The following is a 14,976-nucleotide window of genomic DNA, read 5'->3' as shown; positions in this document are numbered from 1 at the left end:
AAAAAGACGGCAACAAAAACAACAGACGAGCGCAAGTACTCGATTGATGCTGTTATTCTCTCCCATCCGGACTATCACCGTCGGCTCCAGAATCACACTGGATCTGCTGACCCCTGTTTTAACCCTTATTGCTTAAGTTTCAGATAATCTAAAAAAACAATAAAGATAAACAGAGCGCTCGCGGGCTGCATAAAATCATCAGTCGATGTTTTATGTTACCGCCGGTAGGGATTTTCACCCTGCCCTGAGATAAACAATTGCACTATAGCGCTAATAACCAATAGGGGCAATCAACAAAATCAAATATGAAACCTTGCTCGCAATCATTTATGCTTTCGCCATGAAATATTAAAATACTGCCAACATCTCTATGCTATTACGCTATAAGATACTGTTCGCAATAAGGTACTGTTACTCTATAACGTACTGTTACGCCATAAAAGGATGATAATCATGCTCGATCCAAAGAAAATTGAACAAATTGCGCGCCAGTTTCACAATGTTATGCCAAAAGGCGTCAAAGAATTTGGCGATGATGTAGAAAAAAAATTGCGTACCGTTCTGCAATCCCAATTGAGCAAGTTGGATCTTGTAAACCGCGAAGAATTTGATATTCAGACACAAGTCTTGCTACGCACCCGTGAGAAATTGGCTGCAATGGAACAACGCTTGAATGAATTGGAAGCCCGTCTCGAAGGAGACGACAAAAAAAACCAACAGGTTGAATGATGATACGAGGAGAATAGCTACCTCAGCTCAGTTCTCCTCCCTATTTTTCCGGGCTTTTTTCTATTTTATTGAAGTAAAGAAATATATGCCGCCATGCTCCAAAAGAAGCATAACGGCACATGATAACTATTTATTGGCTTTTTATTGGCGCTTAATGGTTTTGATGATATTGGTCGTTGAGATACCATCTTCGAAGTTCAATACCTTAACTTCGCCACCCGCAGCCCGAACGTCTTCGCTACCGGCAATCTCTTCTGGCTTATAATCGCCGCCTTTGACCAAAATATCCGGCAAGATGCCTGCGATTAAGCGCTGCGGTGTATCTTCTTCAAATGCTACGACCCAATCTACAGATTCCAGTGCCGATAACACAGTCATGCGCTGTTCCAACGGATTCACGGGGCGAGTTTCTCCTTTAAGGCGCTTGGTTGAAGCGTCACTATTCACAGCAACGATCAGGCGATCACCCAATTTGCGGGCATTGGAAAGATAAGAAACGTGGCCTGCATGAAGGATGTCAAAACAGCCATTGGTCATGACGATACGTTCACCACGCTGACGCGCCTGTGCGACAGCGTCTTTCAGTTTATCTTCACTCATCACACCAAATCCGGTTTCTGCACGCCCACGCACTGCATTTTCCAGTTCAACAGGTGAAACCGTGGAAGTTCCCAACTTGCCAACAACCACACCCGCGGCCGCATTGGCAAGGTAACAAGCTTCGTTCAGTGGCTTGCCAGCAGCTAATGCCGTTGCCAATACGCCAATCACGGTATCTCCAGCTCCTGTAACATCAAACACTTCCTGAGCTTGAGTCGGCAGATGCAATGGTGGTTGTCCTACCCGCAACAAACTCATGCCTCGCTCAGAACGCGTGATCAACAGCGCTTTCAGTTCCAAATCCTGCACCAGTTTCGTGCCTTTCAGCACGACATCATCATCATCCTTACAATGCCCTACAACGGCTTCAAACTCTGACATATTCGGTGTAAGCAGCGTTGCACCACGATAGCGGTTAAAATCGCTGCCTTTTGGATCGATAAGTACAGGAACATCGGCTTCATTGGCCAGCTTAATCATGGCCTGAACCTGACTCAATGCTCCCTTGGCATAATCTGACAGTACCAACGCGCCAATATGAAGCAAGGATTGTTGAATTTTTTCCAGCATAGGCTGAGCATCTACATTCTGGAAACCTTCTTCAAAATCCAGACGCAATAATTGCTGATTGCGTGATAAGACACGCAGTTTTGTGATCGTTGGATGAGTTGGAACAGAAACAAAATCACATCGGACTTTCACACTGTTGAGTTTCTCACTCAATGTCCGCGCAGCGTCATCAATGCCTGTCAAGCCAACCAAACGTGAATTAGCTCCCAATGAAGCAATATTCATGGCTACGTTAGCCGCTCCACCAGGACGCTCTTCTATGGTTTCTACCTTAACTACTGGAACCGGTGCTTCCGGTGAAATGCGGCTAGTTGGGCCGTACCAGTAGCGATCTAACATGACATCACCAACAACCAAAACATTTGCGCGGTGAAAATCAGGGAGTGTTACTTTCATCCCATGCTCCAAATATCAGAATAAACTGTCGCGGATATTACCATAATCAAACTCAGTGCCAGCAAACTTGATCAGGAAAAGCAACTATTTCAGCTATTCTGGCAATTTCTATTCCGGCAATTGCTATTCCTATCACGGTGCACTAAGGTCATTCTCCAGCCATTTTTTCCAGCTATCACCTACCATTACTTGCTGCTGGCTGAAATGTCCGGCTGAAACTCGGCTGGATAACGCTTGCAAAGCTAAATGATGCAGTTCATCACGCATGGTGATATAAGCCTGTGTCAGCGCTATCGCTTCCTGCTCATCCATAATATTATGGCGCGCCATTAGCTCGAAAATTCGCACATTATCAGACCAGCGGGTCAACTTGGCATTTTCCGGGGCATAACGCAGAACCTGATACTGAGCGATAAACTCAATATCTGTGATCCCACCCGGATCAGCTTTGATGTCAAATTGATCTTGTTGATGGCTGCCCAAGTGCCGGTACATTTTCTCTCGCATCTCACGTACTTGTTGGCGCAGAAGATCGGGATTACGGGGAAGACACAATGTTTCACGGCGTATACGTTCAAAATGATTGCGCATTTTCTCATCACCAAAAACCATACGCGCACGAATCAGCGCCTGATGTTCCCAGGTCCACGCTTCATTTTTTTGATAATCATCAAAGGCTTCAAGGGTGCTGACCAGCATTCCCGACTCACCGGATGGCCGCAGGCGGGCATCAACGTCATACAGTATCCCCGATGTTGTTCGGGTACTGAACAAATGCATAATGCGTTGGGCAAGGCGCAAATAAAATTGGCGGGCATCAATGGAACGAGTCCCATCCGTCGTCACACCCATGGGGCAATCCAGCAAGAACACCAAATCCAAATCAGAACCATAACCGAGTTCCCAACCACCCAATTTGCCATAGCCAAGAATGGCAAACCCTAATCCCTGTCGCTGAGATAAATGCGCCGGAACGCCATAACGTTTTGTCATTTGGTTCCACGCCAGCTTCACAACCGCCTCAATTATCGCCTCCGCCAGATAAGTCAGGTGATCACTCACTTTCATTACAGGCAAGACTCCTGCAATGTCTTCTGCTGCGATCCGCAATAATTGTGCTTGCTTAAATTGACGTAAAGCCTCCAGCAATTGTTCTTCATCATCCTCAGGAATACGTAGCAAATATTGATAAAGCTCATCGCGATAAGCTTCCATCGGTAACGGTTGATACAGTGATTTGGGATCAAGCAGTTCATCCAGCAATAGCGGATGGCGAGCAAGCTGGCTTGCTATCATCGGAGAAGCAGCACAGAGCCGGATAACGTGGATCATGACCTGCTCTGATTCCAGCATCAATTCCAGATAAGTCGTACGGCTAACAATGCTGAGCAACAGGGAAATAATCCGCTCCAAAACGATATCGGCATCTTCCCTAGCGCCAATTTTCTCCAACAGACGCGGCATCAATTGGTCAAGCACATCCCTTCCCCTTGGGCCAATAGTGCGCTTACTGACGTCTTTATGAAAAAGTGCCATTACATCAAGCATCTTCCGGGCTTTTGCATCATCAAGATGAGGAATTAATGCGATGAGTTCGTCCGTGTTCAGGGATTCCTGCCATAAACTCTTGAACGGCGCGTGGCTGGCCTCCTCGCTATTTTCCTCTATTTCATCGCCAATCAATTGTCGGAAAATAGCCCGCACTGCATCCATTTTTCGCTCGGTTTCTGCCATCAATTCCTTCCAATCGGCAAAATTCATTCCCCAAGAGAGACGAGCACGATCCAGCTCATTATCCGGTAAGGTTTGCGTTTGTTGGTCACGAATAGATTGCAGCAAGTTCTCAAGCCGACGTAAAAACAGATAGCTTTCTTCCAGCTGTCTCAACTGTTCCGTAGGCAATAAAGCCAAATCGTCAATGGCCTTCAATGCTGACAATAATGAGCGGGATTGCAGGCTCGGTTCTCTTCCTCCACGAATAAGCTGAAACACCTGAGTGATAAATTCAATTTCACGGATCCCGCCCGCACCCAATTTAATATTATCTTTTAATCCCCGACGGCGAACTTCCCGTTCAATCATGCCTTTCATATTGCGCAAAGATTGAATTGCACTGAAATCGATATAACGACGGAAAATAAATGGTCGCAACATTTGGCGCAGTTCCTGACAATAATCCTGATCACCATGCCCCAAAATACGCGCTTTCACCAAGGCATAACGTTCCCAGTCACGCCCTTGTTCCTGATAATAATCTTCTAATGCCGGAAAACTGAAAACTAAAGGCCCACTATCACCAAATGGGCGTAATCTCATATCTACACGATAAACAAATCCGTCGACAGTTTGTTGATCCAGGGCCTTAATTAATTTCTGTCCCAATCGAGTAAAGAACTGAGAATTATCCATGTCTCGACGGCCGCCTTGCGTTATGCCATTTTCTGGATAGGCAAAAATGAGGTCAATATCAGAGGAAAAATTGAGTTCTCCACCTCCCAACTTTCCCATTCCCAAAATAAGCAGCGGCTGTGCCAAACCATCACTATTCGTAGGCGTTCCCCAATCCTGACAGCAACGCAGGTAAAGCCAATCACGGGCGGCTATAATCAGAGTTTCAGCCAGCATACTTAATTGCTGCAATGTCTGTTCTGTCGTACTGCTTTGCAATGCCTGCGACCACGCAATCCTAACCAAAATTCGATGACGGAAAAGACGTAAACCCCGCATCAGACCATTTTCATCATTTACCGCCAACGATGTTTGTTCTAACAATGTTTGTTCTAACCAATGGGCATAATGTTGCCATTCCTCTGGTTGAAGGGGATTCTGGCGAATATCCTCCAGCCATGCCGGATGTGATAACATGTTTTCTGCCACAAAATCACTCAATGACAACACAGCCTGTTCATTAGGTGAAAAGGACGTTATCGTTTCCCCCAATGGCGGAAGATTCGCAGCGATATGCTGTAATTGTCGAGCTAAGGGTAATGAAAGTGGCAGCATAACTGTTTTCCTTACTGGCTGTTTTTTAGTCTTTTTTAGCTATTTTACATAGCAAAGGGCTTATCGGTGCTGAGCCATCAACCATTGCATTAACACCAGCTTACATTGCAACCAAGAAGCGCTATAACACACGGTTTCAGAAGATAAAGTTTCAGAAAATAAAGCAATATTTAATTCCGGCAGGAAATTAGCCAATAAATCCAATATCGGCAAATGTTCAGTCTGTCTTTCAGTCAGTTTCGTCACCCACTGTAAAACCTGCACCAATCCCATTTTTCCTTCTGGCAAACCTGCGAGCCACCCTTCTTCTTGCTCTTGCCATTGCGCCAGAATTTCAGTCAGAAGCACAGACAATGGCTGCTGCCATTCCAACTCGTCCGGCACTCTCGGCAATGTTTTATGTGATAAGCCATTTTTATGTGATGAACCATGAACAAGCGCGTATCCCCGTGCAGCCTTACTTTTATTTGCTAAACGCAGGCCATTCTGTAATGCCAGTTTGTTCGCTAATGACAGAATATCAGTGACATTTCCGTTTTTCAGCTCCAGCTCAAACTCACAAATGGGTGAAGTCTGACTTCCTGAATCTTTATTTTCAGAAAAAATAATTCCCTGATCCAGCACCACTTCAATTTCACTTTCTCCGTAAGTTATCAGCCATTTTTCACGGTTAAAATCGGTACTGAATAATTTGTTCAATTGTGCCTGTAGATGAGCGAGATCGGTATTTTCAGGCCAGATATGGTTGGGAAATCGAGCCAGATCCAATTCAGGATGATGCAAAGGAACGTTGAATTCAGGACGTTGGTGCAACCCTCCAAGTACTTTACCCGCCGTTTTCATGGTCATCTCATAGTGCCCGTCAAAACCACGAATGCGTAGCCCCATGTCCCAACGCCGTAATTGATTATCTACCGTCTCAAAATAAATATTAGTCAGATGTTGTGGTGAAGTGTAATCATGAGGAAACTGAAATAATTGCTGGCGAACTGCCGGTATCACATCGGGCTTCACGGACAGTTTCAATTCTATTTCTACAGAACTCATATTTTTTATTCCTCAATTGATATCACAGAATTTTTTCTTAATCCTGTTCACACTATCCTTTACAAAAGAACAACTTTTACAAAAGAACAACTTTCACAAAAGAAAAATAAACCACAATAGGGTGTTATCTCAATAAACATCACATTTACTTCACCAAAAAAACCCTAACAGGGCCTGTATTCAGCCAGTTGATATAGCACTTATTCTGGTTTACTGATTGCACCCACAAACTTAACTCTTTACTATCCTTTGAGTAGTTTAAATCACGATTAGTCCATATTCGATTAGTCCACACACAAAGAACAGTTGAAAACAGAATGCAAAAACTACATCAATTACTTATCCTGTTATTGAGCTTCACTCTTCCATTATCCGCACACGCTGAAGAAAAACGCTATGTTTCCGATGAGCTATCAGCTTACATTCGTAGCGGTCCAAGCATTAAAAACCGAATTATTGGCTCACTGAATGCCGGTGAAGAGGTTACCTTAATCAGCCCCAAATCAGATAATGGCTTCTTGCAAGTGAAAGACCAGAAAGGGCGTACAAGCTGGATACTTACAAGTGAACTCAGCAACATCCCAAGCCTGCGTGAACGTATTCCCTCCATGGAACAAGAGATCAAAACACTAACCGAAAAACTGTCCACAATTGACGATAGATGGAATGAACGCACTGCCGAGTTGCAAAACAAAGTGGCAACCAGCGATAAGATCATCAATGATCTGAAAAAAGAAAATGCCCAGATTCAGACTAAATTGATCGTAGCTGAGAAAAAGGTAGAAGCTGCCAATGTGCAACTGGATAAAAAACAAAGGGAAATTATCTTGCAATGGTTTGCATATGGCGGAGGTGTTGCGGGGATTGGCCTGATTTTGGGGCTGGTATTGCCACATATTATCCCTCGTCGTAAAAAGAAAGATCGTTGGATGAGCTGATTTAAGGAAGTAAGAGTGAAAGTTTATTTGGTTGGCGGTGCCGTTCGCGATCAATTATTGGGCCTACCCGTCACCGAACGGGACTGGGTTGTCGTCGGGGGCAATCCAGAGGCTCTTCTGTCTCAGGGATATCAACAAGTCGGGAAAGATTTCCCCGTTTTCCTGCACCCTAAGACCCATGAAGAGTACGCGCTGGCACGCACAGAAAGGAAATCAGGTCAGGGATATACTGGTTTTACCTGTTATGCCGCTCCCGATGTGACACTGGAAGAAGATCTGCTGCGCCGTGATTTAACGATTAACGCTATTGCCCAAACGCCCAAAGGTGAATTAATCGATCCTTATCATGGTGCCAATGATCTCAAAAAGCGTATCCTGCGCCATGTCTCCGCTGCGTTTTCAGAAGATCCATTACGTGTGTTGCGTTTGGCTCGTTTTGCTGCTCGCTTTGCCCATTTAGGCTTTTCAATTGCACCAGAGACACAAGCACTCATTGCAGAAATGGTCGCGAATGGTGAATTGTCATCATTGACCCCTGAGCGTGTTTGGCGAGAAACTGAAAAAGCACTTATCTCACAATCACCACAAGTCTATTTTCAGGTTCTGCGTGATTGCGGGGCATTAGCCGTACTCTTTCCTGAGATCGATAACTTGTTTGAGGTTCCTTTGCTTGAACATGGTGCTGGGCTGCATTCATTACAGGTTTTGCGAATATCCACCCAATTGAGCGAAGAAATAGATATTCGTTTCGCCTCTCTATGTTGCCATATCGAAATGACACCGCTGAAACAAATGTGCGAACGGCTGCGCATTCCCAACTCGGCACGCGACCTGGCCATGATTGTGACGCAATATCACCATTGGGTACATACCGTAGAACAATTGCCTCCAGAAGCCCTGCTGACCTTGTTTAATGCCGTGGATGCCTGGCGCAAGCCTCAGCGCATTGAACAGCTGATTACCTGTAGTGAAGCAACCTGTAACGAAGCAGACAACCGTGGATATACAGGAGCAGAAACTTCATCCTATCCACAAGGTGATTATTTGCGTGAAGTGTTTGCTATTGCCAATCAAGTAAATGTCCAAGAAGTGATTGCCCGTGGATTTCAGGGCGCTGAAATTCGCACTGAATTGGAACGTCAACGACACATTGCCATCGCAGATTGGAAACAACTATCTATTTATTAAAACTATCTATTTATTAAAACAATCGATTTATTAAGTTAACTAATTAACTCAAGCGTCCCGAATAATTAATCTAATTGGGACGCTTTTTAATGTGGTCAGTCAAAGAGCGCGCCAATCAGCTTGCACTCCGTTCAATCACTACACCGACACTTCTTGCTTGCGCAACCGCGCCCGGTTTGCTGACTTTCACCCTTACCCAAGGTGAATGAAATTGGGTCAGCAAAATATTCGCTACTTCTTCTGCGACCCGCTCGACCAAGGCAAAACGTTGGTTAGCCACATGATTAATGATGGCTTCACTAACCTCGGCATAATCCAGACAATACTCAACATTATCGCTGGATGAGGCTCGTTTGTTATCCCATCCCATTTCGATATCGAACACTAATTTCTGTTTAATAGTCTGTTCCCAGTCATAAACGCCAATAGTGGTAGTGACTGTTAATTCTTCAATAAATACGATATCCATCATGACCTTTCCCCCGTTTTTCAGTTCGCCAGATACCACTTCCGACGAAATATGCGTATTATCCATTGTTAGACTTAAGAAAACGACCCTTATTCATTGGAGATATCTTATGAGTGCTATCGCGCTTGGCATGATCATCTTCGCGTACTTGTGTGGCTCTATATCCAGCGCGATATTGATCAGCCGTTTGACAGGGCTTCCCGATCCCCGTCAACATGGTTCCGGCAATCCAGGGGCAACCAATGTGCTGCGCATTGGAGGTAAATGTGCTGCATTGGCAGTACTGGTTTGTGATGTTCTAAAAGGACTAATACCTGTTTGGCTGGCATATAAACTCAACATTTCCCCATTGTATTTAGGCATTATCGCTATTGCCGCCTGTTTGGGGCATATTTATCCCCTCTTCTTCCATTTCAAAGGAGGAAAAGGTGTGGCAACAGCTTTCGGTGCTATTGCTGCCGTCGGCTGGGATCTGACAGGATTGATCACGGGGACATGGTTGCTAACGGTGCTGTTAAGCGGCTACTCTTCATTGGGTGCCATCGTCAGTGCATTAATTGCACCTTTCTACGTCTGGTGGTTCAAACCTGAATTCACTTTTCCCGTCGCAATGCTGTCATGTCTAGTACTCATGCGTCATCACGATAATATTCAACGTCTGTGGCGAGGGCAGGAAAGTCGTATCTGGCAGAAACTGAAAAAGAAACAGGAAATGACAGATAAAGAGAAAATTCAGGCAACTAAAGAACAAGAGCAACAAGACGACTGAAAGCAATGGCTTTATTTCAATTTTATTGTGAAAGATACTACACTTTTTAATATTGATTAATTTCCACTCATTAAAGGAATTAAATTAACGCGGCAAAAAACCAAATAACCTATGAGAGAGACCTTATGAAAGCACTCGTTTATCATGGCGCAGGCAAAAAGCACTGGGAAGAAAAAGCACCACCTCAACTTATTGAATCAACCGATGCAATCGTCCGTATTATCAAAACCACCATTTGCGGAACAGATCTACATATCCTCAAAGGGGATGTTCCAACTGTAGATGCAGGACGAACATTAGGTCATGAAGGTATTGGGATAGTCGAGTCTGTTGGAGAATCTGTCCATAATATCAAAGTGGGTGATAAAGTGATTATCTCCTGCATTACAGTTTGTGGTCGTTGTCGTTATTGTAAACGTCAGCTTTATTCCCATTGTGAAGATGGCGGTTGGATACTTGGACATAGAATTGATGGCACGCAGGCTGAAAAAGTGCGTATTCCCCATGCAGATAACAGCCTGCACCGTCTGCCGGAAGGTATTAATGAAGATGCGGCATTAATGCTCAGTGACATCCTGCCTACGGGTCTTGAGATCGGTGTCATCAATGGCAGGGTGCAACCGGGTAATACCATCACTTTGGTCGGCGCAGGCCCTGTAGGACTTTCTGCGTTACTGGCATCGCAGTTCTATTCACCAGCCCATATCATCATGATTGATACCGATGATAACCGCCTTCGTGTCGCACAACAGCTGGGAGCAAATACCATTATCAATCCAACACGTCAAAACGCAGTAGAAGAAATTCAAAAACTCACTGATGGCATCGGTGTGGATGTCGCGATTGAGTGTGTAGGTATCCCTGCAACATTCAAGATCTGCCAAGATATCATTACCGCTGGTGGATATATTGCTAACGTTGGTGTTCATGGAAAATCCGTTGAATTGCACTTAGAAGATCTTTGGATCAAGAACATCACCATTACGACAGGGTTGGTAAACACAAGCAGTACACCTATGCTGCTGAAAAGCGTCCAATCCGGCAAGATTGCACCTGAAAAGCTGGTAACTCATCGTTATTTGCTAAGTGAAATTGAAACCGCCTATGAAGTTTTTGGCGACGCTGCAAAGGAACAAGCCCTGAAAATTGTTCTGACGGCAGAATAAACCAAGGGATAATCAGGCATCACACAATTTGAATATACATCTTCCCTTTAATCAAATATTTAAAAGGCTGAGTACAAAATAGCACTCAGCCCATATCAAACAGCATATTTTTTTACCATTTTTGCAGAGCAGGAAGATCCGCCAACGGCCAACGTGCTTTCACCGTTACACCCAATTCACCGACAGTTCCTCCTTGCAAACGGATCATGCCAGCCAACGCGATCATTGCCCCATTATCAGTACAGAATTCAGGTCGGGCATAGAAAACTTCGCCTCCCAGTTTTTCCATCACTTCCTGCATCTTGGTACGCAATGTTCGGTTTGCACTAACTCCACCCGCCATCACTAAACGTTTGAATCCCGTCTGTTCCAAGGCACGTTTACACTTAATCGCCAACGTATCCACAACCGCATCCTCAAATGCGCGGGCAATATCTGCTTTAGTTTGCTCATCCTCAGCCATATCATGACCATGAATGTTATTGCGGATCGTATTGGCTGCGAACGTTTTCAGGCCTGAGAAGCTGAAATCCAGCCCCGGACGATCTGTCATCGGACGCGGAAAGACAAAACGCCCAACCTTGCCCTGCTGTGCCATACGGGAAAGTACTGGTCCGCCCGGATAATCCAATCCGAGCAGTTTTGCTGTTTTGTCAAAAGCCTCGCCCGCCGCATCATCAATAGACTCACCAAGCAATTTGTATTTACCGATACCCGTCACGCTAATAAGCTGGGTATGACCGCCTGAAACCAGTAAGGCAACAAAAGGAAACTCAGGCGTGTTTTCTTCCAGCATCGGAGCCAGCAAATGGCCTTCCATATGATGCACAGGAATAGCAGGCACATCCCATGCAAACGCCAGTGAACGCCCGATTGTTGCCCCAACCAGTAAGGCTCCAACCAATCCCGGCCCCGCTGTGTAAGCAACTGCATCAATATCTTTACTCGTCAGGCCCGCTTCCTTCAAAGCCGCCTGAATCAAAGGAACCGTCTTACGAATGTGGTCACGGGACGCCAGTTCAGGTACTACACCGCCATAATCAGCATGTAGCTTGACCTGACTGTATAATTGATTGGCTAGCAGACCGATTTTGTCGTCATAAATTGCGATTCCGGTTTCATCGCAGGACGTTTCTATACCTAAAACTCGCATTGCACTATTCGTCTCGTTGTTTGGTCACTATACACATTCGTATCTCTTTCAACGGGTGCCAGTGTAACATTATCTATTTATACAGCTCTAATCTATTTATGTGCCTCTATACCCAATGGATTTCAAGATGCATCGCGGCGGCAAGGGAGCGAATCCCCAGGAGCATAGATAACTATGCGACCGGGGTGAGTGAGCGCAGCCAACAAAGAGGCAACTTGAAAGACGAAGGGCATATACTTAAATCCCTTGCTGATAGCCACTTTACTATCAACATTCTCATCACCGAGTCCATTACATGCTGGCTATTTTTTCTGATTAGTCTATAATCAATCTCCTACTTGAATATTCTGTGTGGTTAATGTTAATGACGCCGATATCAGATTGCTTGTTTTGCGTACAAAAAAGCATCCTGTAACCCATGGCGTTATCGGTTTCAATTTGCCTCGGCACTTTACAAAGCCGTGTTCATTGAAGTAAAATTCCGCACCATTTTAAAGACGGCTGGCACTATCACGCCAGCGACAAACCCGATTTCTATTGAGGTGAGAGGCACATGCCAGTAATTAAAGTACGTGAAAACGAGCCATTTGACGTAGCACTGCGTCGCTTTAAGCGTTCTTGCGAAAAAGCAGGCGTATTAGCAGAAGTTCGTCGTCGTGAGTTTTATGAAAAACCAACGACTGAGCGTAAGCGCGCTAAAGCTTCTGCTGTTAAGCGTCATGCTAAAAAGCTAGCTCGCGAAAACGCACGTCGTACTCGTTTGTACTAATCTTTGCGGTCAATCCGCTTAGTGGTTGTATTAACAAACTACTGCAGTTAAAGGCCGTGCTTTCCCAAAGGAAGCGCGGCTTATTCTCGTTCATCAACAGGCGTAAAAGGGCTTATGGCTGGACGAATTCCACGCGCATTTATCAATGACTTATTAGCAAGAACCGATATTATTGATTTGATCGATGTTAGGGTACCTCTGAAAAAGAAAGGTAAAAATCATCAAGCGTGCTGTCCTTTTCATAACGAAAAAACCCCTTCATTCACTGCTAATGGTGATAAGCAGTTTTATCATTGCTTCGGTTGCGGAGCGCATGGTAATGCCATTGATTTTTTGATGAATTATGACAGATTGGACTTTGTTGAATCCATTGAAGAACTGGCTGCAATGCATGGGCTGGAAGTTCCCTACGAAGCAGGCTCCGGCGGCGGTCAAATCGAACGTCACCAAAGGCAAAATCTTTACCAACTGATGGATAAGCTCAACGGCTTCTATCAGAATTCACTGAATACCCCCGGCGCTCAATCAGCCCGACAATATTTGGCTCAACGTGGACTCAGTGAAGAAATCATCCACCGTTTCTCTATTGGTTTTGCGCCTACGGGATGGGATAACGTCCTAAAGCGATTTGCCCATAACAAGGAAGATCGCAAACAGCTAAACGATGCGGGAATGCTGGTCACGAACGACAATGGTCGCACTTATGATCGTTTCCGCGAACGTGTGATGTTCCCTATTCGCGATCGTCGCGGTCGTGTGATTGCGTTCGGCGGCAGAGTGTTGGGAGATACAATTCCCAAATATCTGAACTCGCCGGAAACAGAAATATTTCATAAAGGCCGCCAGTTATATGGTCTTTATGAGGCACAGCAAAGCCACAGTACGCTTACAAGGCTATTAGTGGTTGAAGGCTATATGGATGTTGTTGCGCTGGCCCAATTTGGCATTGACTATGCTGTGGCTTCGCTAGGGACGTCCACGACAGCCGAACACGTTCAGTTGCTTTTCAGGACAACGGATAGCGTCATCTGTTGTTACGATGGTGACCGTGCGGGCCGTGATGCCGCATGGCGTACATTGGAAACGGCACTGCCTTACCTGAATGATGGTCGGCAATTACGTTTTATGTTCTTGCCTGATGGCGAAGATCCTGATTCACTGATTCGAAAAGAAGGGCAGGAAGCGTTCGAGCAGAGAGCAGAAAAGGCACTGACTTTATCTGCATTCTTGTTCGAATCACTATTGCCACAAGTTGATTTAAGTAACCCTGAAGGAACGACTAAGCTCAGTTCGCTAGCCATGCCACTGCTCAGTCAGATTCCAGGGGAAACACTGCGACTCTATCTGCTTCAAGAACTTGGAAACCTGTTGGGTACTCCCGATACAACACAATTGGAACGATTTCTGGCGAAACTTGTCAAAAAAGATACCAATACTTATCAGGCGCTAAAACTGAAACCGACAACAATGCGTATTCTTATTGCATTGCTGGTGCAAAACCCACATTTAGCGGCATTAGTTCCCCCACTACAGGGAATGTTTTCTACTCAAATAGCAGGATTGCCGTTATTCATAGAGCTTATCGACACGTGCCTTGCCCAACCTGGTTTAACCACTGGGCAACTGTTAGAGCAATATCGCGATAATAAATATGCTAAACAGCTTGAAAAACTCGCTGCATGGAACGATATACAGATAGAAGAGATTGCTGAAAAAACTTTTAGCGATGCACTGAACCATCTTTTCGCGTCAGCACTTGATGAACGTTTTAACTTTCTGATTGCCAAAGAGAGAACCGAAGGTCTAACACCAGAAGAGCGCGAAGAAGTCCAGCTAATTACGGTTTCTGGCGCGAGGAAATAAGAATCTGTCTCAGCAAGGCTATCTACTTCAAGGCTACATTATTTGAAAGCTATATTACTTGGATTACTTACACAATGGGTTTGTATCCAAAATATGTCTTGATGAAAATATAGCTTGGTGAAACAGGTTCTAAATCAAAACATAAAATCGCAGACACAGAATTCACGGCTTAAATGCCGCATTAGGTAGGGTAAATAGCCCTACAATTGCCGCAATTGAGGGCAGCGGCAATACAATGAAAACGCCCTCAAATGTTATTGTTGGCATATTTGTTTTGCCGACCGACACCAACCAATACTCTGAAGTGTGGATACCG

12 protein-coding genes and 1 riboswitch are annotated in these 14,976 nt (G+C 44.9%); of the genes, 7 read left to right on the top strand and 5 right to left on the bottom strand.

What is annotated here, in order from left to right; translation table 11 throughout:
• Positions 1-50: 50 nt before the first annotated feature.
• Positions 51-256, bottom strand: a riboswitch (FMN riboswitch).
• 197 nt (positions 257-453) lie between these two features.
• The gene (gene ubiK / locus BM135_RS02750; protein ID WP_092517581.1) at positions 454-729 is read left to right on the top strand and encodes a ubiquinone biosynthesis accessory factor UbiK; all 276 of its coding nucleotides are present in this window, start codon (positions 454-456) and stop codon (positions 727-729) included.
• Between the two features lie 141 nt (positions 730-870).
• Here ubiK and hldE read toward each other — a convergent pair whose 3' ends face one another.
• The 3 genes from hldE to BM135_RS02735 all read right to left on the bottom strand — a co-directional run bounded on the left by hldE (position 871) and on the right by BM135_RS02735 (position 6,345).
• Positions 871-2,295 carry a bifunctional D-glycero-beta-D-manno-heptose-7-phosphate kinase/D-glycero-beta-D-manno-heptose 1-phosphate adenylyltransferase HldE gene (hldE, locus tag BM135_RS02745; protein ID WP_092517579.1) on the bottom strand — a complete coding sequence of 475 codons (1,425 nt, stop codon included), beginning with the start codon at positions 2,293-2,295 and terminating at the stop codon, positions 871-873.
• Positions 2,296-2,427: 132 nt separating this feature from the next.
• On the bottom strand, positions 2,428-5,298 hold the full coding sequence (gene glnE, locus BM135_RS02740) for a bifunctional [glutamate--ammonia ligase]-adenylyl-L-tyrosine phosphorylase/[glutamate--ammonia-ligase] adenylyltransferase (RefSeq protein ID WP_092517577.1): 2,871 nt from the start codon (positions 5,296-5,298) through the stop codon (positions 2,428-2,430).
• 60 nt (positions 5,299-5,358) lie between these two features.
• On the bottom strand, positions 5,359-6,345 hold the full coding sequence (locus BM135_RS02735; RefSeq protein WP_092517575.1) for a CYTH domain-containing protein: 987 nt from the start codon (positions 6,343-6,345) through the stop codon (positions 5,359-5,361).
• Positions 6,346-6,662: 317 nt separating this feature from the next.
• Between BM135_RS02735 and BM135_RS02730 the strand changes: the two genes are divergently transcribed.
• Together BM135_RS02730 and BM135_RS02725 are read left to right on the top strand one after the other, a co-directional pair.
• A complete protein-coding gene (locus BM135_RS02730; RefSeq protein ID WP_092517573.1) occupies positions 6,663-7,283 on the top strand; it encodes a TIGR04211 family SH3 domain-containing protein in 621 nt (206 codons plus the stop codon).
• Positions 7,284-7,298: 15 nt separating this feature from the next.
• Positions 7,299-8,471 (top strand): multifunctional CCA addition/repair protein, encoded by a 1,173-nt coding sequence (locus tag BM135_RS02725; protein ID WP_092517571.1) that lies wholly within the window; start codon positions 7,299-7,301, stop codon positions 8,469-8,471.
• A 115-nt stretch (positions 8,472-8,586) separates the two neighbouring features.
• Here BM135_RS02725 and folB read toward each other — a convergent pair whose 3' ends face one another.
• Entirely contained in the window at positions 8,587-8,940 is a 354-nt protein-coding gene (gene folB, locus BM135_RS02720) for a bifunctional dihydroneopterin aldolase/7,8-dihydroneopterin epimerase (RefSeq protein WP_175485924.1), read from the bottom strand.
• Between the two features lie 109 nt (positions 8,941-9,049).
• Between folB and plsY the strand changes: the two genes are divergently transcribed.
• The gene (gene plsY, locus BM135_RS02715; RefSeq protein ID WP_092517569.1) at positions 9,050-9,709 is read left to right on the top strand and encodes a glycerol-3-phosphate 1-O-acyltransferase PlsY; all 660 of its coding nucleotides are present in this window, start codon (positions 9,050-9,052) and stop codon (positions 9,707-9,709) included.
• A 125-nt stretch (positions 9,710-9,834) separates the two neighbouring features.
• The gene (locus BM135_RS02710; protein ID WP_092517567.1) at positions 9,835-10,875 is read left to right on the top strand and encodes a zinc-dependent alcohol dehydrogenase family protein; all 1,041 of its coding nucleotides are present in this window, start codon (positions 9,835-9,837) and stop codon (positions 10,873-10,875) included.
• Between the two features lie 112 nt (positions 10,876-10,987).
• On the opposite strand, the gene tsaD is transcribed toward BM135_RS02710, so the two are convergent.
• The gene (tsaD, locus tag BM135_RS02705; RefSeq protein WP_092517565.1) at positions 10,988-12,028 is read right to left on the bottom strand and encodes a tRNA (adenosine(37)-N6)-threonylcarbamoyltransferase complex transferase subunit TsaD; all 1,041 of its coding nucleotides are present in this window, start codon (positions 12,026-12,028) and stop codon (positions 10,988-10,990) included.
• Between the two features lie 553 nt (positions 12,029-12,581).
• On the opposite strand from tsaD, the gene rpsU reads away from it, so the two are divergent.
• Together rpsU and dnaG are read left to right on the top strand one after the other, a co-directional pair.
• A complete protein-coding gene (rpsU, locus tag BM135_RS02700) occupies positions 12,582-12,797 on the top strand; it encodes a 30S ribosomal protein S21 (RefSeq protein WP_001144069.1) in 216 nt (71 codons plus the stop codon).
• A gap of 114 nt (positions 12,798-12,911) precedes the next feature.
• Positions 12,912-14,660 (top strand): DNA primase, encoded by a 1,749-nt coding sequence (gene dnaG, locus BM135_RS02695; RefSeq protein ID WP_092517563.1) that lies wholly within the window; start codon positions 12,912-12,914, stop codon positions 14,658-14,660.
• The last annotated feature ends 316 nt before the right edge of the window (positions 14,661-14,976 follow it).

The organism is Xenorhabdus japonica, assembly GCF_900115195.1.
Taxonomy (GTDB): domain Bacteria; phylum Pseudomonadota; class Gammaproteobacteria; order Enterobacterales; family Enterobacteriaceae; genus Xenorhabdus; species Xenorhabdus japonica.
The sequence above is the reverse complement of the archived record's forward strand: the minus strand, read 5'-3'. Positions and strand labels throughout refer to the sequence as shown.

What these genes read in the sequence shown, in the direction of transcription:
- ubiK (WP_092517581.1), top strand. Translation starts at nt 454, where the DNA reads ATGCTCGATCCAAAGAAAATTGAACAAATTGCGCGCCAGTTTCACAAT.
- hldE (WP_092517579.1), bottom strand. Translation starts at nt 2,295, where the DNA reads ATGAAAGTAACACTCCCTGATTTTCACCGCGCAAATGTTTTGGTTGTT.
- glnE (WP_092517577.1), bottom strand. Translation starts at nt 5,298, where the DNA reads ATGCTGCCACTTTCATTACCCTTAGCTCGACAATTACAGCATATCGCT.
- BM135_RS02735 (WP_092517575.1), bottom strand. Translation starts at nt 6,345, where the DNA reads ATGAGTTCTGTAGAAATAGAATTGAAACTGTCCGTGAAGCCCGATGTG.
- BM135_RS02730 (WP_092517573.1), top strand. Translation starts at nt 6,663, where the DNA reads ATGCAAAAACTACATCAATTACTTATCCTGTTATTGAGCTTCACTCTT.
- folB (WP_175485924.1), bottom strand. Translation starts at nt 8,940, where the DNA reads ATGGATATCGTATTTATTGAAGAATTAACAGTCACTACCACTATTGGC.
- plsY (WP_092517569.1), top strand. Translation starts at nt 9,050, where the DNA reads ATGAGTGCTATCGCGCTTGGCATGATCATCTTCGCGTACTTGTGTGGC.
- BM135_RS02710 (WP_092517567.1), top strand. Translation starts at nt 9,835, where the DNA reads ATGAAAGCACTCGTTTATCATGGCGCAGGCAAAAAGCACTGGGAAGAA.
- tsaD (WP_092517565.1), bottom strand. Translation starts at nt 12,028, where the DNA reads ATGCGAGTTTTAGGTATAGAAACGTCCTGCGATGAAACCGGAATCGCA.
- rpsU (WP_001144069.1), top strand. Translation starts at nt 12,582, where the DNA reads ATGCCAGTAATTAAAGTACGTGAAAACGAGCCATTTGACGTAGCACTG.
- dnaG (WP_092517563.1), top strand. Translation starts at nt 12,912, where the DNA reads ATGGCTGGACGAATTCCACGCGCATTTATCAATGACTTATTAGCAAGA.